Annotated in this window: 18 protein-coding genes and 1 pseudogene; 7 read left to right on the forward strand and 12 right to left on the reverse strand. The window is 68.8% G+C overall.

What is annotated here, in order from left to right; translation table 11 throughout:
• Window positions 1-141 precede the first annotated feature (141 nt).
• Window positions 142-771, forward strand: a complete 630-nt coding sequence (locus tag FMQ63_RS17055) for a hypothetical protein (RefSeq protein ID WP_228556440.1) — start codon at window positions 142-144, stop codon at window positions 769-771.
• Window positions 772-980: 209 nt separating this feature from the next.
• Window positions 981-2,654: a PAS domain-containing sensor histidine kinase gene (locus FMQ63_RS17060; RefSeq protein ID WP_228556441.1), complete on the forward strand. Its 1,674-nt coding sequence runs from the start codon at window positions 981-983 to the stop codon at window positions 2,652-2,654.
• On the opposite strand, the gene FMQ63_RS17065 is transcribed toward FMQ63_RS17060, so the two are convergent.
• On the reverse strand, window positions 2,623-4,743 hold the full coding sequence (locus tag FMQ63_RS17065; RefSeq protein ID WP_011555440.1) for an ATP-binding domain-containing protein: 2,121 nt from the start codon (window positions 4,741-4,743) through the stop codon (window positions 2,623-2,625). The genes FMQ63_RS17060 and FMQ63_RS17065 overlap by 32 nt on opposite strands.
• A 92-nt stretch (window positions 4,744-4,835) precedes the next feature.
• Between FMQ63_RS17065 and FMQ63_RS17070 the strand changes: the two genes are divergently transcribed.
• The gene (locus FMQ63_RS17070) at window positions 4,836-5,750 is read left to right on the forward strand and encodes a spermidine synthase (RefSeq protein WP_011555439.1); all 915 of its coding nucleotides are present in this window, start codon (window positions 4,836-4,838) and stop codon (window positions 5,748-5,750) included.
• A gap of 46 nt (window positions 5,751-5,796) precedes the next feature.
• On the opposite strand, the gene FMQ63_RS17075 is transcribed toward FMQ63_RS17070, so the two are convergent.
• Entirely contained in the window at window positions 5,797-6,732 is a 936-nt protein-coding gene (locus FMQ63_RS17075) for a LysR family transcriptional regulator (RefSeq protein WP_011555438.1), read from the reverse strand.
• A gap of 198 nt (window positions 6,733-6,930) precedes the next feature.
• Here FMQ63_RS17075 and FMQ63_RS17080 point away from each other — a divergent pair, with 198 nt between their 5' ends.
• Window positions 6,931-7,491: a sugar O-acetyltransferase gene (locus FMQ63_RS17080; RefSeq protein WP_011555437.1), complete on the forward strand. Its 561-nt coding sequence runs from the start codon at window positions 6,931-6,933 to the stop codon at window positions 7,489-7,491.
• Window positions 7,492-7,538: 47 nt separating this feature from the next.
• Here FMQ63_RS17080 and FMQ63_RS17085 read toward each other — a convergent pair whose 3' ends face one another.
• Together FMQ63_RS17085 and FMQ63_RS17090 are read right to left on the reverse strand one after the other, a co-directional pair.
• Entirely contained in the window at window positions 7,539-7,931 is a 393-nt protein-coding gene (locus tag FMQ63_RS17085) for a LysM peptidoglycan-binding domain-containing protein (RefSeq protein ID WP_020477851.1), read from the reverse strand.
• Window positions 7,932-8,154: 223 nt separating this feature from the next.
• Window positions 8,155-8,406, reverse strand: coding sequence for a hypothetical protein (locus FMQ63_RS17090; protein ID WP_011555435.1), 252 nt, complete (start codon window positions 8,404-8,406; stop codon window positions 8,155-8,157).
• A gap of 272 nt (window positions 8,407-8,678) precedes the next feature.
• On the opposite strand from FMQ63_RS17090, the gene FMQ63_RS17095 reads away from it, so the two are divergent.
• Entirely contained in the window at window positions 8,679-11,429 is a 2,751-nt protein-coding gene (locus tag FMQ63_RS17095; protein WP_011555434.1) for a pitrilysin family protein, read from the forward strand.
• 153 nt (window positions 11,430-11,582) lie between these two features.
• On the opposite strand, the gene FMQ63_RS37985 is transcribed toward FMQ63_RS17095, so the two are convergent.
• The 3 genes and pseudogenes from FMQ63_RS37985 to FMQ63_RS17105 all read right to left on the reverse strand — a co-directional run bounded on the left by FMQ63_RS37985 (window position 11,583) and on the right by FMQ63_RS17105 (window position 13,089).
• The gene (locus FMQ63_RS37985; protein WP_020477849.1) at window positions 11,583-11,789 is read right to left on the reverse strand and encodes a hypothetical protein; all 207 of its coding nucleotides are present in this window, start codon (window positions 11,787-11,789) and stop codon (window positions 11,583-11,585) included.
• Between the two features lie 98 nt (window positions 11,790-11,887).
• Window positions 11,888-12,397: pseudogene (locus tag FMQ63_RS37990) on the reverse strand (cation transporter); the annotation flags it as partial.
• Between the two features lie 314 nt (window positions 12,398-12,711).
• Window positions 12,712-13,089: a hypothetical protein gene (locus FMQ63_RS17105; RefSeq protein WP_020477846.1), complete on the reverse strand. Its 378-nt coding sequence runs from the start codon at window positions 13,087-13,089 to the stop codon at window positions 12,712-12,714.
• A 60-nt stretch (window positions 13,090-13,149) separates the two neighbouring features.
• Here FMQ63_RS17105 and FMQ63_RS17110 point away from each other — a divergent pair, with 60 nt between their 5' ends.
• Window positions 13,150-13,338 carry a hypothetical protein gene (locus tag FMQ63_RS17110; protein WP_011555432.1) on the forward strand — a complete coding sequence of 63 codons (189 nt, stop codon included), beginning with the start codon at window positions 13,150-13,152 and terminating at the stop codon, window positions 13,336-13,338.
• Between the two features lie 25 nt (window positions 13,339-13,363).
• Here FMQ63_RS17110 and FMQ63_RS17115 read toward each other — a convergent pair whose 3' ends face one another.
• The 3 genes from FMQ63_RS17115 to FMQ63_RS17125 all read right to left on the reverse strand — a co-directional run bounded on the left by FMQ63_RS17115 (window position 13,364) and on the right by FMQ63_RS17125 (window position 16,935).
• The gene (locus FMQ63_RS17115; protein WP_011555430.1) at window positions 13,364-13,567 is read right to left on the reverse strand and encodes a hypothetical protein; all 204 of its coding nucleotides are present in this window, start codon (window positions 13,565-13,567) and stop codon (window positions 13,364-13,366) included.
• A gap of 94 nt (window positions 13,568-13,661) precedes the next feature.
• Complete coding sequence (locus FMQ63_RS17120) at window positions 13,662-14,288, reverse strand: glutathione S-transferase family protein (RefSeq protein ID WP_011555429.1); 627 nt, start codon at window positions 14,286-14,288, stop codon at window positions 13,662-13,664.
• 130 nt (window positions 14,289-14,418) lie between these two features.
• On the reverse strand, window positions 14,419-16,935 hold the full coding sequence (locus tag FMQ63_RS17125) for a carboxypeptidase-like regulatory domain-containing protein (RefSeq protein ID WP_011555428.1): 2,517 nt from the start codon (window positions 16,933-16,935) through the stop codon (window positions 14,419-14,421).
• A 289-nt stretch (window positions 16,936-17,224) separates the two neighbouring features.
• Here FMQ63_RS17125 and FMQ63_RS17130 point away from each other — a divergent pair, with 289 nt between their 5' ends.
• Entirely contained in the window at window positions 17,225-18,121 is an 897-nt protein-coding gene (locus tag FMQ63_RS17130) for an NAD-dependent epimerase/dehydratase family protein (RefSeq protein WP_011555427.1), read from the forward strand.
• A 3-nt stretch (window positions 18,122-18,124) separates the two neighbouring features.
• Here the strand turns inward: FMQ63_RS17130 and FMQ63_RS17135 are convergent, their stop codons facing one another.
• On the reverse strand, window positions 18,125-18,667 hold the full coding sequence (locus tag FMQ63_RS17135) for a hypothetical protein (protein WP_020477844.1): 543 nt from the start codon (window positions 18,665-18,667) through the stop codon (window positions 18,125-18,127).
• 128 nt (window positions 18,668-18,795) lie between these two features.
• Window positions 18,796-19,815, reverse strand: a complete 1,020-nt coding sequence (locus FMQ63_RS17140) for a metallophosphoesterase (RefSeq protein ID WP_011555425.1) — start codon at window positions 19,813-19,815, stop codon at window positions 18,796-18,798.
• Window positions 19,816-19,862 lie beyond the last annotated feature (47 nt).

Genomic DNA, 19,862 nt, shown 5'->3' on the forward strand with positions numbered 1-19,862 from the left:
GCCAAGGATGCGACGCATTGCGGCATCTGATGTGGTGCGTTGCGCTATCTCGCGGTGGGAGGTTGCCGCGCCCACTCCGTGCGCGGTATTCGGAGCTGCATGGCCGTGAATGCATGGAGGAAGGGCCTGCCCGGCCTTGTCGTGGCGACGGGTCTCGTGGTGGCGGCGCTGGTGTACGCGCTTCGCCAGGACCCGGAGCCGGTGACGCCGGGGTCGCCCGCCGTCATCGAGCAGGCCGCCACGCCCCTGGCGCCGGCTTCCGTGGCGCGCACGCCGCCGCCTCCTCCGCAGGCCACGCCGCCGCCGTTGGACCTGACGCGGCCGCCCGAGGAAGTGCCGGACGAAAACGCGCCGAAGGTGCACCCGGTGGACCTGCAGGTGATTCGCGCGAAGCTGCCCGACAACCTCTACTGGCGGATGGGCGCGCCCACGCAGGACCCGGCGGAGCTGGAGCGCCGCGAAGCGGAGTCCCGCCGCTGGAATGAGCTCTACGGCAAGGTGCTGTCCGCCGATGCCACGGTGGAGCAGATTCGCGAGTACTACGGCCACCGCCGTCAGGTGTCCGAGGACTTCATCACCTTCTCCACCGAGGTGTTGTCCCGGTTCGGTGACGTGCTGCCGGAGCGGGACCGCGGGCTCTACGAGCTGAGCATCAACATGCACCGCACGCGGCTGGCGGAGCTGCCGGCGCAGGAGCAGGACGCGCTGGACCGGCGGGAAGCCCAGGAGCGCCGCCGCGAGGCCTGGCGCCAGGGCCTCCAGTCGCCCTGAGCGCGCTCCCGGGCGGGCGAGGAGACTGTCCACCTCCGGACAGTGCCTTCGCGGGCGCGCCCGGCACGCCACGGGGTGGGAAAGGGCGTTTCCCCGAGCGGCGAGAATGTCGGCTGCCTTGCAGATTTCCGGCGCGTGACGGTGCGGTGGGCGCGGCGGAAATGTTAAGCGGCAGGTACATCGCCTTGGCCCGTTCTCACACCGACCGCGTGGACTCACTCTCGACCGGACAGGACCCTGATGGCGCCAGCCACGGCGGGTCGGACACCAGCGGGCTGGATACCGCCCTGCTGGACCAGATGCCGGAAGCGGTCGTGGTCTGCTCGCTGGACGCAGTCTGTGTCCATGTGAATCCCTCCCTGGAGCGGCACCTGGGCCGGCCGCGCCAGGAGCTGCTCGGCCGGAGGCTCTGGGAGCTGCACCCGGAGTGGACGGAACGTTCCTTTCAGGAGCGCTTCCGCCAGGTGGTCCGGACGGGCGAATCCGCCGAGTTCGAACGCCACGCCGAGCCCCAGGACCGCTGGTTCGTGAAACGGCTGTTTCGCGTCCATGAGCGGGTCGTCCTGTTCTCGCGGGACATCAGCGCGGAGAAGAAGCAGGAGGCGACGCTTCGGGCCCTCTACGACGAGATGCGCCGGGCGCAGCGGCACGCGGCCTTCCTGGCGCAGGCCAGCGAGGTGCTGGCGTCGTCCCTGGAGCACGACCTCATCCTGCAGCGCATGGCCCACCTCGCCGTTCCCATCCTGGGAGACGCGTGCTCGGTGGACCTCCCCATGCCGGATGGGCAGGTGCGCCGCGCCGCCGCCGCCTTCTCCAGACAGGAGATGGTGGCGCCCGCGCAGGACTTCCAGACGCGCTATCCCATTCGCCTGGAGGACGCGGCGGGTATCGGCAAGGTGCTGCGTACTGGCGTCACCGAGTTCACCCCGGACTTTCCCGCCATGCTCGCCGCCGCCCAGGGGGGCAGCTCGGCGTACCGGCGGGACGTGGAGGCGCTGGGCATCAGCGCGTACATCATCGTCCCGCTCATCAGCCGGGGCCGGGTGCTGGGGGCGCTCACGCTGCTCAATTCGGAGTCCCGGCGCAGATACACGGAGGCGGACGTGCGGCTGGCGGAAGACCTGGCCCGGCGCGCCGCCACCTCGCTGGACAACGGTCGGCTCTACACGGAGGCGCAGGAGGCCGTGCGCGCCCGGGACTCGTTCCTGTCCGTGGCATCTCACGAGCTCAACACGCCGCTGACCTCGCTCATGCTCAACATCCAGGCGTTGCGGCGCGACATGGAGCCGCGCGCCAGCAATGGCCCCGCGTCACCGGAGGCGCTCTCCACGAAGGTGGTGGCGGTGCAGCGGCAGGTCTCCCGCCTGTCGAGCCTGGTGCGCGAGCTGCTGGACGTGTCCCGCATCACCGCGGGGCGGCTGCGGCTGGAGCGCGAGGACCTGGACCTGGCCGCGCTCACCCGCGAGGTGGTGCCCCGCTTCACCGAGGACCTGGCACGCGCGGGCTGCGCGCTGCACTTGGAGGCGGGGGGCGCCGCCACCGGCCATTGGGACCGGCTGCGGCTGGAGCAGGTGCTGCAGAACCTGCTCTCCAACGCCATCAAGTACGGCCGGGGCCGCCCCATTGAAGTGCGGGTGGGGGCGGATGCGTCGCGCGCCTGTCTGTCGGTGAAGGACCAGGGCGTGGGCATTCCGCCGGAGGGGCGCGCGCGTCTCTTCCAGCGCTTCGAGCGGCTGGCCAGCGAGCGGCACTACGGCGGACTGGGGCTGGGCCTGTGGATCGTGAAGCAGATTGTGGACGCCATGGAGGGTCGCATCCTCGTGGAGAGCGTGCCCGGCCAGGGCTCCACCTTCATCGTGGAGCTGCCGCGCCACCCTGCGTGACCAGGTGCGAGCGGACGCCGGAGGACACCACCCAGAGCTGATGGGAGGTGCGCGTCACCGCCACGTGCAGGCGGCGGCGTGACTCGTCGTCCACCGGGTAGGCCCGCGCCGTCGCGTCCGGGAGGATGACGTAGTCGAACTCCAGGCCCTTCACGCTGCCCACGTCGGTGACGTCCACGCCGGGCTCGAAGGTGAACTCGCCGTCGCTCACCAGCCGCGCCCAGCGCTGGTCGGCGACGACGCGGTAGATGGCCTGCGCGGACTCTGGGCTGCTGGCGATGACGCCCACGGAGGCGTGGGGCTCGCGGGCGACGAGGTCCCGGAGCGCCTCGCCGATGAAGAGCTGGGCCTGGGCCTCGTCGGGGAAGTGGTGGAAGCCCACCGGAGCGCCCGCGCGGCCGGTGGCGGCGGCCTCCGGGGCCTGCGCGCCCAGCACCTGCCGCGCCAGCTCCACCACGGGCCGGGGGCACCGGTAGGAGACCTGAAGCCGGCAGGTGGCGGCGTCACGGATGTTGAGCTCGTTGAGGACGGCGGGCCAGCCCGCGAAGCCCGCGTCCGTCTGCTGCATCTCGTCGCCCGCCAGCGTGCAGCTCTTGCCCTTGCCCAGCAGTTGGCGGACGGCGAAGAGCTCGAAGAGGGAGAAGTCCTCGGCCTCGTCGAGCACCACGTGCGCCAGCCGCTCCAGGCCCAGCGAGGTGTGCTGGGCCTTGAGGAACATCAGGACGGGCAGGTCGTCCAGGTCCACGGTGCCGGCCATGGCGTCCGGCGTGTCGTCCTCGATGGAGCGCCCATCCACGGTGATGAGCCGCTCCGCGTCGGTGATGTCCTTGAGCACCTTGGACAGCGGCGTGGCGAGCTGGAGGCGCGTGTGCTCCAGCGTCTCGTCGATGGCGGTGCGAGGAATCTCGCCCTTGGCGGCGGTGACCACGCTCTCCAAGAAGCGCCGGTCCATGTATGCGTCCGCCATCCGCGTGCGCAACCGCTCCAGCGTGGTGCCCGCGTCTGTCTTTGGCACGCCCACCCGGGCGGCCAACGCGCGCCGCAGGGTGGGGTGGCGCTTGAGGCGGGACACCAGCGGCGGCGTGTCATTCCACAGCTTGATGCCGGGCACGTTGAAGGCGGAGCGCGCGGTGGCGAGCAGCCAGGCATCCCGCGTCTGCACGGCCACGTTGCCCAGGCCCAGCGGCGCCAGCAGCCGGCGGGACAGCCGCGCCAGCCCTTCTTCCGGGACGATGAGCTTCATGCGGGCCTGGGGGAACGTCCTCGGGTCGTCGAAGGCCAGCTTCGCCAGCCGGTGCAGCGCCACGGTCGTCTTCCCACTGCCCGCGCTGCCCAGCACCAGCAGCGGCCGGTCCGGGCCGGTGCTGAGGGCCTCGTACTGCTCGGCGTCCAGCATGGCGGTGACGCCAAAGGCATCCTCGATGCGCCGCGCGCCCTTGCCGGTGCCCAGGAACTCCGGCCGCGCCGCCGTCCCCGCGCCGCCCGACTGGAGCGTGGCGAAGTCGCGGCTCACGCTGCGCCATGTACCGTCCGCCAGGCGCTCCAGCACCAGCGCGCCGGAGATGATGCGCGTCAACACGCCGCGCTCGATGATGACCAGCCGGCGCGTCTCCACGCTGCCCTCGGCGAGCCGCTCACCGAAGTACTCCTCGTAGTCGTCGCCTTCCTCGTAGCAATAGAAGACACGGGCCACGGGGGCGAAGCGCCAGTCGATGACGCGCACACCGGCGCCCACGTCCGCGAACGTGGTGCGGCCCAGCAGGTAGTCGCGCGGGCCGCCTTCGCCATTGAGGCGCAGGTGCGCGAAGTAGGGGGCCTGTGGGTCGGGAAGCTTCACTCCCTCCTGACGTTCCAGGAGGGAGCGCATCTGGTTCATCTGCGCGAAGATGTGCGGCAGGTCGGCCACGGCCGCGGTGGAGGCGTCGTCCCGCAGCACCTGCAACTGGGCGACAAGTCCCTGGGCGTCCTGTCCGCGTGCGGACTTGCGCCGCGCGGCTTCCAGCGTGGACTGAACACGGGCCAGCAAGGCCTCTTCCTCGGCGATGATGGCGCGGGCATGGTCCGGCAGCGACGCCTCGACGTGGCTCATGCGCGGCAAGGTGAACCTCGGCGCCGTATGCGTCAACCTGTTGTTTTTCCTGAAGGAAATGCTGTCTTTTTGGTACTCTGTACCAGGAAGGGATGGACATGCGCGGTGTGACCCAGCGGCTGCTGCTGATGGGGCTGGTGGTCCTGGCATGTACGGCCTCCGCGTCCCGCAAGGTCTTGTACGAGAAGGAATCGCCCTACACCCTCATCTCGGTGACGGAGGACGAAGAGGGGCGCCGGTACCTGGGCTTCGATGCCTCGGGGGCGCTGCAGAGCGTGGTCCGGCCGGGCAAGCCGCTGGACCTGGTGCTGCCCTACACGCAGGTCTCCATGGTGGGGCTGGCCTATGTGCCCGCGCCCAAGCGCATCCTCATCGTGGGGCTGGGGGGCGGGGCCATGCCCATGTTCCTGCGCAAGGTAGTGCCGCGGGCGCACATCGACGTGGTGGACATCGATCCGGATGTGGTGACGGTGGCAAGGCGCTACTTCGGCTTCCGGGAGGATACGCACCTGCGCGCGCACGTCGGAGACGGCCGGCGCTTCATCGAAGCCGAGCGGCCCGCGTATGACCTCATCTTCCTGGATGCCTATGGCCCGGACAGCATCCCCGAGCACCTGGCCACGCAGGAGTTCCTGGCGGTGGTGCGCGCGAAGCTGAGCCCCCAGGGCGCGGTGGTGGGCAACGTGTGGGCCTTTCCGCCCAACCGTCACTACGACGCCATGGTGCACACGTGGCAGGTGGCCTTCACGCAGCTGTATGAGTTCATCGTGCCGCAGAGCTCGAATCGCATCCTGGTGGGCGTGGGGTACGAGGAGAAGGTGGCCGCCAAGACGCTGGAGGCGCGCGCGGAGAAGCTGGAGCGCACCCGGGGCGTGCCATTCGACTTGAGCGGGCTGGTGGACCGGGGCTACACGGATGCGACGGAGCGGCAGCTGCGAGGCAAGGTGCTGAAGGACGCGGACCTGCCGAAGCCCGAGTCTGTAACGACGCCGGCGCAGGTCCGCTGAGCGTTTGTAGGGGGCTCGGGCCTGCCTCACATGGACGCGTCTGCCTTCAGCGGTCCGTCCATGGGGGTGACCACGCCTTGGGATGCCGATAGCGGTCCTTCCGGGCGTCGAGGTAGGCGCGGAGCTTCGCGAGCGCGGGGTGCGCGTTGTCGCAACGCCAGACCAGGGAATGTGGGTACACGAGCATCGGGTTGCGGATGGGAATGCGGCGGAGGTTGTACTCGGCCGGCCACACCAGCCGGATGTGTTCACCTACGAGTGTGGCCAGGCTCGAGGAGCCGGCAATCACCTCCAGGAGCGCATCGATGCCGAAGTCGGGACCGAGGGTGTCGATGGTGAGCCCGAATCTCGCGGCGAGCTCGTCGTAATAGGCGGCCCACTCTGTTCCTGGGACGATGAAGGGCATCCAGACCTTGTGCTTCGCGAGCTCGGCCGGCGTCAGCGAAGTCGCTGCCGCGAGTCTGTGCGTATCGCTCGTGAGGAACTCCACGGCGTCGTCGAGAACTCGGGTCGCCACGAGGCCGTCGGTCAGTTGCTGCGCGGGCCGGGTGATGGCGCGAAACGTCGCGTCGATCGTCCCAGTCCGCACAGCGGCCAACGCGGTCTTCGCGTCGAAGAGATGTGTGACGACGTCGATTTCAATCTCGGGATGTGCGCTGTGGAAATCACGAAGGATGCGTGCGCTCCCGAGGTTCGGCTTGACCACGTCGACACGGAGCCGACGGCGGCCGGGGCGCACGGAATCGGCTGCCCGCTCCGCCGCTTCGAGGAGCCTTCGAGCGTGAGGCAGGAACACCTGTCCGTCGATGGTGAGCTGAACGCCGCGCGGCGCCCGGACGAACAACCGCGCCCCGAGGCTGGCCTCGAGCGCGGCGATGCGCTTGGAGACGGCTTGCTGAGTCAGTGACAGCCTTGATGCCGCCTCTTGGAACTGTCCCGTGTCGGCGACTGCAATGAAGGTCCTCACCCCATCGAAATCCACGCTGCGCCGCCTCCGTTGCTCCAGTGTCGTCAGGGGAGGGTACCGCACGGGATTGGGCTGTGCCAGGGAGCGGCACAACCCGCGGTTGTGTCTCGGGCGATATCAAGTTGTTTGATGTCTCGGCGATGCACTGGCTAAGGTCCTATTCAACGGCACGCACGTCTTCAATGGCTGCCGTCATTTCAGGAGAGCCGTTCCATGCATGGCGAGAAGCCGTTCCTTCCCCGGGAGGTGCTGATTGGCACCCCCGAATCAGAGGTCATGTTCAGCAACATCCGGCGAGCGATGCGCCTGACCGTGGAATTGAACAAGCGCACCTTCGATGATGCCGAGGAAATCAGGACGCTCTTCAGTGAGCTGACCGGCCGGAATGTCGACAGCACGTTTTCGCTCATCCCGCCGTTCTATACCGACCATGGCGTCAACATCCGCGTCGGGCGGAATGTGTTCATCAACCAGTGCTGCACGCTGATGGATATCGGTGGAATCGACATCGCTGACGACGTCATGATTGGCCCGAAGGTGAACATCATCACGTCGAGTCATCCCCTGGAGCCCGCCAGGCGGCGGGCTTCAGCGGTCGCGAAGCCCATCGTGCTCGAACGGAATGTCTGGATTGCGGCGGCCGTCACGATTTTGCCGGGCGTGACGGTGGGCGAAAACTCGGTGGTGGGCGCCGGAGCGGTGGTGACCGAGGATGTAGCGCCGAACAGCTTCGTGGCGGGCGTTCCCGCCAAGCTGGTGCGACACCTGACTTGAGGAGCCAGAGGGGGTACGTCTCGGTGCCCCCCTGGCCTCGCTCAATGTCAGGCGTTGGCGATGGACTTGGGCGGCAGCTTCAGCACCTGCCCGACCTTGATTTTGTCCGGGTCCTTGAGCTGGTCCTTGTTGGCCTCGAAAATCTTCGGGTACAGCTTCATGTCTCCGTAGATGTCCTTGGCCAGCTTGCTCAGCGTGTCGCCCGACTTGACGGTGTACAGGCCGTACGGCGTCTCGTGCGTGACGGTGAGCATGACCATGACCTCGTTCTGCCAGTTCGAATGTCTGGCCTTGATCTGGTCCCACATCCGGTCTCGGTCCCAGGCGTAGTCCACCGTCCCCTTGATGATGAGCTTGCCGTTCTCCTCGCGCGACTCGACCTTGGCGCCCACGTTCTTCGCCACGTCGAGCACGTCCTGGTAATCATTCTGCAAGGCCATGGTTGCTCCCTTTCGCCTGCGCACGCCGGAACGGGCGTGGTGCTGGGCGGGGCGCAATGTAGCCGCCTGTCCCGACGTGTCCGTCGCGCCTCGGTGTCTCTGGGCGCGCCGATGACGAGCGGTCAACAGAGCCCGTCCCGCGCCTGTCTCGGATTGACGGCGGGCGGAGGGAGAGGCGCTCCTCCCACCCCGCGCGTCAGCGCCATACGTTCGGCGCGCGCGGTCACGGACAGTATTGCAGCGCGCACTCGTGCCGCTGGTCGATGCAGACCTGCGTCTCCTCGGGGTCCCCAAGGGCCTGGCGAATGCAGGCGGTGTAGGTGGTATGGCAGTCTTCACAGGTGGTCAGTGCCTGGACTTCGGATCCGTGCGCCTCGTCCGTGCCGGCAGGGTCGTCCAGTCCCGGGTTCATGCCGCCACAGCCCGTCCCCATGAAGACCGTGGCCAGCGCCACGCCCATCCACGTTGCTCGCATGATGCCTCCCCCGTCGCGAAGACGGTCCTGTCGCGTTGTGGATTGCCAGAATTGCGGAGGTGCCTGGATGTGGCAATCGCGCCTGGAAGTCCCGGCCCTTGGCCTGTCTTCCCGCGGATGGTATGAGCATTGCGTCCGTCTGGCCTTGCGTCCAGGGCCAGCGCGGTTCGTACACGGCCTTCGCCTCGTCGCTGTCGAGATTCACTTCCGCTCGGGGGAGGCGGTGGGGCGTGCCCCAGCGCGCCGCTCCCGGGTTCGTCCTTGGAGCTTGGATGTTTCGCCCGCGTGTCTCCCTCCCTTCCGTCTGGCGGCCCCGTGCCGCCGTCGTTGCCCTGACGCTGCTGCTGAGCGCGTGCGCCACGCTGCCCCAGCGTGGGCAGATCGTCATGCGTGACGTGGCCTTCCCGTTGCGGGACTTCCGCTTCCCCTCGGGGCTCCGCGTGGTGGTGGAGCAGGATGCCCGCTCTCCCGTGGTGGCGGTGGTCGCCGTGGTGGGAGCAGGGGGCTCCAGTGACCCAGGTGGCAAGGAGGGCCTGGCGCACGTCGTGGAGCACCTGGCGTTCCGTTCCCGCCACGCGGGTAGTCCGTCGGTGTGGCGGCGCCTGGAGGCGTCGGGCGCGGGCTTCTACAACGCCTCCACCAGTTTGGATTACACGTCCTACGAGACGCTGGGCCCCAAGGAGGCCTTGCCCGTTCTCCTGAAACTGGAAGGCCAGCGCCTGGCCGCGCCGCTCGCGGGCGTGAGCCCGGAGGTGTTCGCGGTAGAGCGCGAGGTGGTCCGCAACGAGCTCCGCCAGCGCAACGAGACGGGCTACGTGGGACAGGTCTTCAGTTGGTTGAACGCCGCGGCCTTCCCCGGTGGACACCCCTACGCGCGTCCTCTCGCCGGGACGCATGAGTCGCTGTCCGCGCTCAGCCTGTCGGACGCGCAGCGCTTCGCCCGGGCGCACTACCGTCCAGACAACGTCACGCTGGTCATCGCCGGTGACGTGGACCTGGCGGCCGTGGAGGCCACGCTTCGGGCAAACCTGCCCGAGGCCTGGGTGGGGACAGGCGCACCCCTGGCGCTGGAGGCACGTCTGCCCGCGCAGCCGGCGGCCCCGGCTACCACGCCCGCCCAGAAGTCGGTGCCTGTCTTCACTGCCGCCGTGCCCACGCCGGAGGTGTATCTGTCCTGGGTGCTGCCGCGCGGCTTCGACGAGTCCAGCGCGGTCCAGGACTTCGTGCGCGCCACCTTCGGCCAGAACCTCTGGGGCGCGGTGCGCAACGACGGTGACATCGCGGACATCTCCACCAACCTGATTCCGGGGACGCGCGCCTCGCTGCTGGTGGTGCGGGTGCGGCTCAGCCGGGGCGACGACCCGACGCGCTCGGCGGGGAAGGTGTTGGACCAGGTGCAGAACGCGTGGGTCCAGGAGATTCAGCCCGGCTCCGTGCTGGGCCGCGAGTTCGACTTCCAGGCGACGCGCCGGCAGGTGGTGACGGGCATGGTGCTGGAGTCAGAGGACCTCATGTCCCGCACCGAGCGCCGGGCGTTGCTCACCCACTTCACGCAGGACGTGCGCTCCTACACCCGCTCGCAGGTGGCGCTGATGGGGCTCGGCGGTGGCAAGGTGACGGACTTCTCCTACCAGTGGCTACAGCGGGACCGGGTGCGAATGATTGTCGTCCGTCCCGGTGAGGTGCCGGGCGCGGCGACGGCGGCCGCCACGCTGTCCGCGGACGAGGAGCCCTGGACCACGCCCGCCGAGCAGGTGACGCCGTCCATGACGGCGGCGCTCGATTCGCCCGTGCAGGTGCTCAAGCTGGACAATGGCATGGAGGTGCTGCTCGCTCCGCGTCCGGGCCTCCCGGTGGTCCGCATCGGCGCGGCGCTGGGCGGTGGTTCGTCCTACGGCGCGAAGTCGGGGGTGGCGGACCTGGCCAACTGGGGCTCCTTCCGGGAGTCCTGGTTCGAGGGCCGCCCCAGTGACTGGGGCCTGCATTCGACCTCGTCGTTCCAGCGCGACCACCTGCGCGTCGGCATCTCCGGCACGGCCGGCAACGTTGGCAACATGCTGGCGATGCTGGCCGAGCAGCTCGACTCCACGCGGACCTCCGAGGACGTGGTGCGCTTCTACCGCGAGCAGGTGCTGCCCTGGCGCCAGGCGGTGGACTCGAATCCGGAGCTCCTGGCCGAGCGTCACCTCCAGAAGGCGCTGTATGGCACGCATCCCTTTGCGCGCGAGGCCACCGGCGCGGACCTGGCCCAGGTGTCCTGGACGGAAGCCGAGGCGTGGCTGAAGGACGTGTATCGCCCGGCCAATACGGTGGTCGTCATCGCCGGCGAGTTCGACGTGAAGGAAGTGGAGGGGCTGGCGCGCAAGTACCTCGGCGGTTGGAGCCGGGGGAAGGCGGCGCCCGTCGCCACGCCAGCCGCGCCGGAGCTGCCGGCGGCGTCTTCGGAGGCGACGGTCCTGCTCTCGCCGCGTCCTGGCGCGAGCCAGGCACAGGTGCAACTGGCCTGCCGGCTGCCCACGGCCACGCCCGAAGCAGAGGCGCGCTACGCGCTGATGGCTGAGTTGATTCACAATCACGCCTCGGGGGAGATGCGCTCGCGCCGGGGGGCGACGTACGGCTTCTCCGCGCGGCCCTGGCTGGGGCGCGGCGGCGCGGCCCACCTGGTGCTGGAGGGCGCGGTGGATGCGCAGCGCATGGGTGAAGGCATCAGCACCGTGACCCAGCTCCTCGCGTCCTTCGGGAAGGAAGTGCCCGAGCACGCGCTGGAGCGGGCTCGCAGGGGGATGCTGGCGTCCCAGGCCGTCTCCTTCATCAGCTCGGAAGCCTGGGTGAACGCGCTGCTGACCGCGCGCGTCCGAGGCTTCGAGCCGGACACGGTGACGCGCCGGCCCGCGCTGCTCCAGACGGTGACGGCCGAGTCCCTTCGGAAGGAGTTCGAGGGCTGCTTCCAGCGGCCCGTTGTCTCCATCACCGCGGATGAGGGCAAGGCGCGGCCCGTCATCCAGGCCATGTCCCAGCCGTAGCCCACCCCGGCCCCCTGCCTGCTGGCCGTCCCGCCTGGCAGGGGCTGGCGTCCACCTCCGTGTCCCTGGCTGCTTATCTTGAGGCCGCCAGGGACCAGCCAGGGGGGCGCCGCATGCGTCGAAGCGCGCTGACGGTGGCCCGTGGGGCCCGGGTCAGCCGAGCCGGTCCACCGGTACCAGCAACACGTCGCGCAGGCGCCAGTCCAGGCGCTTGAGGTTCTCGGCGGCGTTGCCCAGCCGGGTGACGAGCTCCGGTCCCCGCTCCCCGCTCCTTCGGCTCCAGGCGCACGTCCGCGCAGAAGACGTGTCCGTTCCTCGCGCACGCGCACCTGAGCGGCCTCCACCCAGTCCAGGCCGCACAGGGCCTCGTGAATGCGGCGCGGCAGCGGCTCGGCGTGCTTCGAGTCGAGCGTGCGCGGCGTGCGGTCCATCAAGTCACCCAGCGCGGTGCGCAGGTGCCGCTGTCCGTCCCAGGCGATGTCCAGCGCGATGACCCCCGCCGCCACCGCGTCCGCCCACCACCAGCCCATGCCGATGCCCAGCACGCCCAACATGGCGGCGACCGCGGTGAGCCAGTCCGCCTTGTTCATCAGCGCGTCGGCGTGAAGCACCTTGTCGTGGAGCGACTCCGCCAGTGGCAGCTTCGCCCATCCCAGCAACACGGACGGAATCGCCGACCACAGCAGGGCCGCCAGCATCAGCCAGCCCATCCACACGGTGTGGCCGAACAGCTGCGTGGTACCGATGGAAGGGTATTCGGCGCGCACCAGCTTGAGCACGGACTTCACGAACAGCCACGTCCCCATGAAGAGCAGCGCCACCGAGCCCACCAGGTACGCCACGGTGACGGCGCGGTGGTAGCCATAGGGGTACTCGGCGGAGGGCTTCCGGTGCGCCACCCGGCTGCCCACCAGGAAGGAGATGGGCGGAATGAGGCTGAGCAGGTCCTCCAGCCACGCCGCCTTCATGGCCTGGGACGCGCCCAGCGTGAGGTAGATGACGACGATGGCCGACCCAGGTACGCCAGTGACCAGGCCTCCAGCCGCTGCGCGCGCTTGAGGACGCGGTGCTTGTCGTCAGGCAAATCTTCCGGGTCCACCGGGCCGCGCGCATGTCCGGCGTGTTGCCGTCGTTGGCGCCAGCTCATCGCCGGTCCTCTTCGGAGGTCGTGGGTGTCTCGCCGGCGTAGGCACGCGGCGGATGAGGCGCTACGCGCCCCGACCGCTCCTCGGGGCCATGGCGAAGAGGGGACCGCCTGCCTGCTCGCGGGCCCGGGACGCGCTCAATCCAGGTAGCCCCAGCGCTCCTCCTCGAAGACGAAGAAGGGGCGCCCGAAGGGAATCCTGTCCGTCCATCCCAGCACGTGACGGCGTGCGTCCGCCGGGCCGCTCACGTCGTAGGTGAAGCCGAAGTGAGGGCCGCTGAACTTGGCGGGTGGCAGCTGGGGGAGGAACTCCGGTACGAGCTGCTCCAGGGTGTCGGGGAGCTGTCCGTGCCGGGCCTGGTAGGCGCGGCAGGCCGCGATGAGCGTCTCGGCGTTGCGTTGCGCGCGTTCCGCCTCCTTCTTCCCGGGGCGGAGCGCCATGTACAGCGTCAGGGGAATGCCGACGGCATTCCGCAGCAGCCCCCGAGCGGTGCCAAGGAATCGGTGGAGCGTCATATGGGCGCGACCATCGCATGACTGGCGACTGCCTATGTTCTCCAAGAGGAGGACATCGCCATGCCAGATGTGGAAGCGCCGCGGCCGCTGTCCGAGCCGCCAGACGAGGCGGAGGAGCGACAGAGCCGCTACATGGAGGAAGAGCCGGGCCACACGCCGGGGAGCGCGGAGGGCGACGACGAAGACGCGCCGCACCGTGTTCGCCCCTACCCGGACCCGGACCACACCCCGGGGCGGGCAGAAGGTTGAACCCAAGGCCGCCGGGAGGGCTGACCTACCAGAGGACGAGGTAGGTGCAGGAATTCGCGCCCTTCTGGCGGCACCCTGCTGAAGTGTCGTGGGTGAGGGTGGCCTCGGGCGCGAAGCGCCGGGCCATGCCCTTCACGAGTCCCATGTCGAAGCGGCACGGGTAGGGATTGTCGAAGACCAGGCGGGCCTCGTCTCGGCCCTCCGCCGGGTGGAAGTGGCAGTGGCCCATCTGCGGGTTGCAGAGCAGGAGGAGCCAGGGGCTTGGACGTGAGCCCCTGCGGTACGTGCCTTGATGACGCTCCCAGCGGGAGCCGACGCTGTCTCTAACTGAAGTGGCGCTCCAGCACTGCAGCGACGTGCGGGTTCTTCTCCGCTTGAGAGGCCGCCGCTGCCAGGGCGGGGCAGTTCTGAATGAACCAGGCCTTGTTCGGGCGCCAGTGCGTCATCACGGTGACGTAGAGGTCCAGCGCGCTGAAGCGCTTGCCGAGCACGTGAGGCTTGCCCACCTGGGCCTCGATTTCGCGCCAGAGGTTGGCGCGGCGCTCCATGACGGTGTCGCGCAGCCGGTCCGCGGCGGGACCGGGCAGGGTCCACTTCGGCGGGTCGTCCGCGTAGGTGAACGTCGGGTACACCGCGCCCACGAGGCGGAACAAGAGGTTGAGGAAGCGCACGCGCTCGGGCGCCGTGGGCTCCGGCACCAGGCCGCTCTGGGGCGAGACGTCGTGCAGGTGCAGGATGATAGCCGCGCTCTCTGTCATCACCGCGCCATCGGGGAGGATCAGGGTGGGCACCTGCCCCAGGGGATTGAGCTTCAGCAGCCGGTCGCGTCCGGGGCCAGGCTCCAGGTAGGGCAGCTCCGTCAAGCGGTGCGGGATGCCGGTGATGCTCAGCGCCATCTCCACGATGGCCGAGCCACATCCCGGTGAGCCAATCAACTCATAGTCGTTCATGGACCGTTCCGTCATTCCCCAGAAGAGGGCAGTGGCTGCCAGTTGGGAACCAACCTGGGGACGATTTCCCCGGAGGCCGGAATCGTCAACTCCTCCCGGTGGAAATAGAGGCGGCGGTGCCGTCACCAGCCTATGGCGACAGGTTCGCGCTCTCCGCAGGTTCGTGAGGCGTAGCGTCCAGCAGTGAACCCAGGATGGAAGGCCCCGGACTCATGTGGATTTCACCCAACTCCACATCTCCTTCGAAGGGAACATCGACCGTGAGGGTTCGTGATGCCATCCCGGGGGCATCGAATCTCAGCGTCTGCACCCCAGATTTCAGAGTCGACCATTTGAAAGCGCCGTCCTGGGGGTCGACATAGAATTCGCGGTTGTTGAGGACGAAATTTGAGAAGGGCGACCCATCGGGACCCAGGAGCCTGCCTCGGATTTGTGAATCACGTTGCATGACGATACGGAGGGGGGCCTCCCCCGGCTTCACAAGAAGTGCGAAGGTCTCGTATTCGGTCCCTCCCGAGGATTGTGCTGGGACGAAGGTATGGCCATCTATCGAGGCCGATATCGTGTGCGGGCCGGAAGACAGATGCCGCAGGACGAATCGCCCATCCGCGCCTGTGCGAACGCCGAAAGGTCCGCCGCATCTGAAGCTGACGGTCGGCGGCTCTGTCGCGTCAGCTGGTGACTGCCGAGAGGCCGTGATAGTCGCGCCCTCCAGGGGTCTTCCGCTCGTTGTCACCACGATGCCGGAGACCGTCACACCTTCGGGAAAGCGCAACTCCACCTGCGGCGGAGGTCCCTCTCGCAACTCGATGTCCTGGGCGACGGTCCGCCGGATGACACCCAGAACCTCCTTTTGTGCCCACACCGTGTAGTGCCCTGGCGGAACTGCCCCGAGCTGGAAGTGTCCCTGGGCATCTGAAGATGAATATTGGCTGTGCGTGTCTTTCGCCTCGCGCCTGGCGAGGATGACGTCCGCATCGGGCACGGGAACACCGTGCTCATCCAACACGATGCCTGGCAAGATCGGGCCTTGCTTCAGCGAGATGCGGAGGTCTCCGCTGGGCGCGTGCACCGAAGCGACGTCTGGAAGGAAGCGCGGGTCATCGGCTTGGAGCCCCCAATTACCTGCGCGGCAGGCTTTCAGCTCGAAATGGCCGGCGTCGTCCGTGGTCGTCACATGATTATGGTGCGGCACCGTGGGGTTGCATTGGCGCTCCAATCTGAGCGTGACGTTCGGAGCGGGCGCCCCGTGTGCGTCGACTGCAACGCCGGTGATGGACACCGCGCGAAACAGGGTGATGGTGGCAGGGGACGTGGCCTCTGGGGAACTCAGGGTGACGACTTCGTCCAGATGGCCCGGTGCTGACACCGTGACCTGGTTCATGTCGGGGCCGAAGGGGCCCAGACGAAAGCGGCCATCCAGGTTCGTTGTCGTGACCGGGTAGTCGATATCAAGGCGCTGCGGAACGACGGAGACGCGGGCACCTGGAATGGGCTGGCGCGCCTCGTCTTGAACGATTCCTTCGAAATAAGGTGCAGGCCGCAGTTCGAGTACCGTCTCAACCCCGTTTCGCTCCTTCAGGGTGACTTCCTCGCTGGCAATCATCCCTTCATGGAAGGCCGACACTTTGAGGCCGTAGCCATTGCGGAGTCCGGAGAAATGAAACCGTCCTTTCGCGTCGGACGTGGCGAACTGAAAGGGGAAGTCATGTGGAAACTCCGCGGTGAGCTCGACGCGGGCGCCCGCGACGGGGCTTCCCTGGAAGAGGACCCGGCCTGCATGGTTCAGCGGCCGTGTGAGGTGCACGCTGCCCCACGGAAGGGCGGTGGCCTCATTGAGATGGAGGAGCTCCGGTCGCCAGCCATCCTGCTTCGCCAGGAGGACGTAATGCCCATACGGCAGCGGGCCGATGTGGAACCGGCCATCCGGACCTGCGATGCCGTCGAAGTATCGGTCCGTTGCCACGGAGACCAGGCTGATGCGGGCGCCTGGTAGCGGTACGTCCTCACCAAAGGCGGTTCCCTCCACCCGTAATCCCGGAGCCAGCACCAACTGCAGTCCGTCGTGCGTCCCCAGGATGCCTTGTTGCACGGCCGCCCCGTCCTCGTTCAAGGCCCAGACCGACAGGATTCCGACGTCCAGTCCATCCAAGACGTAGGTGCCGTCACCGTCGGTGACCGTCTCTGCCTGGAGGATGGCTTCGCCCATGCGGGAGGTCATCCACTCCGTCAGAATGTCCTGGGCCGCCTGCCAGCAGTCATGCAAGAGCCGGAGGGGTTTCTCCTCGCGGCGGGAGCCCCCTGTGCCAGGCGCCCAGTCGGGGCACGGCAGCTCTGCCAGGGGCTCCTCGGCCCGCGACAGGGCGGACACGCGCACGCCCGCGAGGGGGACTCCTCGCGCATCCACCACGGTGCCACGAATGCGCCGTCTCTTTTCGGGTTGAGGAATCGGGCCCAGTGCCGCCATGCCTGGGGTGCCAGTTCCTTCGATGCGGTTCGCGCCTTGCGACGATGCGGCGACGCCTGCGCCTCGGTCGACGGCCTCTGACGTGGAGCGCGCGTCCCAGGCGAGCATCCCGAGGACCCCGACGGCCAGAATCGTGAACGCCCCGCCGCTGCGCGTGCGCCGCTCCCTCGTACTCGTCATGCCCCGACGGTAGGGAGCCGCGGCGGGGCAATCCTCACGGAATGGTCATGATTGGCTCAGCAATCGCGCAGCATGAGCGTCGCGTGTCGGACGCCTCATGGAGCCCGCGTAGCCTCACCAAGCTGGGGGAATCCCTCCGCAACGTGGTTCCGGCCCTGCGCCTGGGGAGAGAGCGACCTGGGTCAGCGTGCCCAGAAGTCACCGAAGCTGACGGCGGTCCGTTGAAGCGGGCGGCGTTTCCTGGGAGGAATGCGCAGACTGCACGCATCACTGAACCTGGAGGTCATCCATGCAACTGTTCCTGACGGGCGCGAGCGGCTTCATCGGCGGCTCCCTTGCTCATTCGCTGAAGGCCCGCGGCCACGCCATCCGAGGGCTGGTCAGGGACAAGGTGAAGGCGGAGCGGCTGGCGGCGCTCGGCATCGAGCCCGTGCTGGGTGACTTGGAGGACCGCGCGCTGCTGACAGCTGAGGCGCGGCGCGCGGACGCGGTCATCAACGCGGCCAGCAGTGACCACGCGGAGGCCGTCGAGGCGCTCCTGGCGGGGCTGCGCGGCTCTGGCAAGCCGCTGCTCCACACCAGTGGTTCCAGCGTGATTGGCGACGACGTTCGAGGCGAGGTGCTCTCCGACAAGGTGTTCGACGAGGACACCCCCTTCATCGTCGAGCCCGACAAGCGGGCCCGTCACGCGGTCGACACCAGCGTGCTCGCCGCCGAGGGAATGCGCGGCATCGTCCTGTGCAACACGATGATTTATGGCACGGGCACCGGGCTCAGCCCGGACAGCGTGCAGATTCCCCCGCTGGTGAAGCAGGCGCGCAAGAGCGGCGTGGTGCGCATCGTCGGCAAGGGCGTCAACCGCTGGTCCAACGTGCACATCGACGACGTGGTGGCGCTGTACCTGCTTGCCTTGGAGCGCGCGCCCGCCGGGGCCTTCTACTTCGTGGAGAACGGCGAGGCCTCCTACGCGGAGATTGGTGCCGCCATCGCCCAGCGGCTCGGGCTGGGGCCCGTGCAATCCTGGTCGGTGGAGGAAGCCAGCCGCGAATGGGGTGAAGGCCACGCGCGCTACTCCTTCGGCTCGAACAGCCGCGTGCGTGGCAAGCGCGCGCGCCGCGAACTGGACTGGAAGCCCCGGCACGACTCCGTCACGGCGTGGATTCGCGACGAGATGCCGCTCGGTTGAGTGCTAGTTCCAGGGGAAGAGGGGACCCCAGACGGAGTGCGAGCTCAGCGCGATGGGGAGCTTGAGCGTCAACACCAGCCCCACCTCGCGGGCATGCCGCGTCCGCTCCACGCCGCCGGGGCCGATGTCCCGGTCCCCGGCCAGCGGAATCCCGAAGCGCACGCCCAGGCTGCCGAACACGAAGGCCAGGTAGGGCGCGACGTGCAGGCCCGTGGTCGCCACGCGCGTCCGGCTCGCCGTTTCATGCATGACGCCCAGCTCCACACCCCCGAAGAGCAGGGTGCCCTGAAGCCCGGCGCAGAGCCGCGCGCTGCCGCGCTCCATCTTCTGTGCCTGCGCGAAGAGGCCCAGGGCGCCCACGCCCTTGAACCAATTGAGCGTCAACTCCCCGCCCACGCCCGTGCCGGGCGCGTCCGCCCCGAATGCCGCGCTGTACAGGGGGCCCACGGACAGCCAGGTCTCTCTTTCGGGGAACAGCGTGATGTCCGCCCTCGCGGGCAGGGCGAAGAGCACGGACGCCGCCAGGAGCGGGACGGGAAGGCGCATGCGGCCGCTTGGGTGCAACCACCGGGCCCTGTCTCCGCGCGAAGGGATGGCACCTCTTGCATGTGCAAGGGACTGCACGTTGCGTCACCGCCCGTGCGCAGTCGCGTGGACGGACGGGACGCGTCTGCTCATTTCTTCCGAGGCTTCGGCCCCGCGGGGCGAGCCGGCGCGGCGGAGGGCTCCACGGAGTCCAGCGTGACGGGGCCTTCGCGATACAGGGCATTGACCTTGCCGCCGCGAAGCTCCAGGGCCGCGAGGTTCCGCCCGTACCCGGTGCTCAGCCCGGTGTCGATGAGCAGCGCCTTGCCGTTGAACCGCACCTTCACCTTTCCGTCGCGGTTCGTGGTGTGCCCCATGACCATGCGCCTGGCGCCATAACGCTTCAGCACCGCGTCCAGCGCGGGTTCGGCGTCCCGTGGCTCGCCCAGTGCGTAGCCTCGGAACCACAAGGGGCCCTGTGCGTCCCGCGCGCCGCCGGGCGGATGGTCGGGGAAGAAGTCCTGGCGCACCCAGCGGTTGAGCTCGGCCAGGTTTCCGCCGGGAACGCCGGGCGCGACGCCGCCGTGCACGAAGAGGGTGTCGTTGATGCGCACCACGGCGGCGTGCTTGCGCAGCCACTGGCCGTAGCGGCCCTGGAGGCTGTACGCGACGCGGTGCCCGTTGAGGCCGGGTGGGGAGCCGGCGCTGTCCTGCTCGGGGCTCTGGTCGGCGAACGAGGCCATCTCCCCGGGGTTCACGTATCGCAGGTCGCCCAGCATGTTCATGGCTTCATGGTTGCCGAGCAGGGCGTGGACCCGTCCGCCCGCGGCGAGCGCTTCCTGCTCCAGCCGCATGAGCAGGTCGAACGCCGCTCGCGTCTGGTCGCCCCGGTCCGGCACGTCGCCCGTCTGGACCAGGTGCGTCTTGCCGCCAATCCACCGGTCCTTCGCGTCAATGAGGCCGGCGAGCCGTAGCACCTCCTTCAGGGCGTCCACGTCACCGTGCACGTCCCCCACCGCCACCACGCGCTCCACGCCGGTGAAGGTGTCGGGGACCGCGTCCTCCAGCCGAGGCTGCGCCGGGGCATGGGGTGCGGGTGCCGCCGCCAGGAGCAGCGGGATGAGCACGAGCAGGGGGCGCGTGCGGAGCAAAGAGGGGGGCATGGGCATGTCCTCTGGTGAGACGGCGCGCCTGGGCTGGCCGGCCCAGGCGCGCT

The organism is Myxococcus sp. CA005 (assembly GCF_006518205.1).
In the GTDB taxonomy this organism is placed as follows: Bacteria; Myxococcota; Myxococcia; order Myxococcales; family Myxococcaceae; genus Myxococcus; species Myxococcus xanthus.

Excerpts from the sequence above, each read along its gene's own strand:
- FMQ63_RS17135 (WP_020477844.1), bottom strand. The coding sequence starts at position 18,667 with ATGCGCCTTCCCGTCCCGCTCCTGGCGGCGTCCGTGCTCTTCGCCCTG.
- FMQ63_RS17125 (WP_011555428.1), bottom strand. The coding sequence starts at position 16,935 with ATGACGAGTACGAGGGAGCGGCGCACGCGCAGCGGCGGGGCGTTCACG.
- FMQ63_RS17090 (WP_011555435.1), bottom strand. The coding sequence starts at position 8,406 with ATGCGAGCAACGTGGATGGGCGTGGCGCTGGCCACGGTCTTCATGGGG.
- FMQ63_RS17080 (WP_011555437.1), top strand. The coding sequence starts at position 6,931 with ATGCATGGCGAGAAGCCGTTCCTTCCCCGGGAGGTGCTGATTGGCACC.
- FMQ63_RS17130 (WP_011555427.1), top strand. The coding sequence starts at position 17,225 with ATGCAACTGTTCCTGACGGGCGCGAGCGGCTTCATCGGCGGCTCCCTT.
- FMQ63_RS17105 (WP_020477846.1), bottom strand. The coding sequence starts at position 13,089 with ATGACGCTCCACCGATTCCTTGGCACCGCTCGGGGGCTGCTGCGGAAT.
- FMQ63_RS17095 (WP_011555434.1), top strand. The coding sequence starts at position 8,679 with ATGTTTCGCCCGCGTGTCTCCCTCCCTTCCGTCTGGCGGCCCCGTGCC.
- FMQ63_RS17065 (WP_011555440.1), bottom strand. The coding sequence starts at position 4,743 with ATGAGCCACGTCGAGGCGTCGCTGCCGGACCATGCCCGCGCCATCATC.
- FMQ63_RS17120 (WP_011555429.1), bottom strand. The coding sequence starts at position 14,288 with ATGAACGACTATGAGTTGATTGGCTCACCGGGATGTGGCTCGGCCATC.
- FMQ63_RS17140 (WP_011555425.1), bottom strand. The coding sequence starts at position 19,815 with ATGCCCATGCCCCCCTCTTTGCTCCGCACGCGCCCCCTGCTCGTGCTC.
- FMQ63_RS17085 (WP_020477851.1), bottom strand. The coding sequence starts at position 7,931 with ATGGCCTTGCAGAATGATTACCAGGACGTGCTCGACGTGGCGAAGAAC.
- FMQ63_RS17115 (WP_011555430.1), bottom strand. The coding sequence starts at position 13,567 with ATGGGCCACTGCCACTTCCACCCGGCGGAGGGCCGAGACGAGGCCCGC.
- FMQ63_RS17110 (WP_011555432.1), top strand. The coding sequence starts at position 13,150 with ATGCCAGATGTGGAAGCGCCGCGGCCGCTGTCCGAGCCGCCAGACGAG.
- FMQ63_RS17070 (WP_011555439.1), top strand. The coding sequence starts at position 4,836 with ATGGACATGCGCGGTGTGACCCAGCGGCTGCTGCTGATGGGGCTGGTG.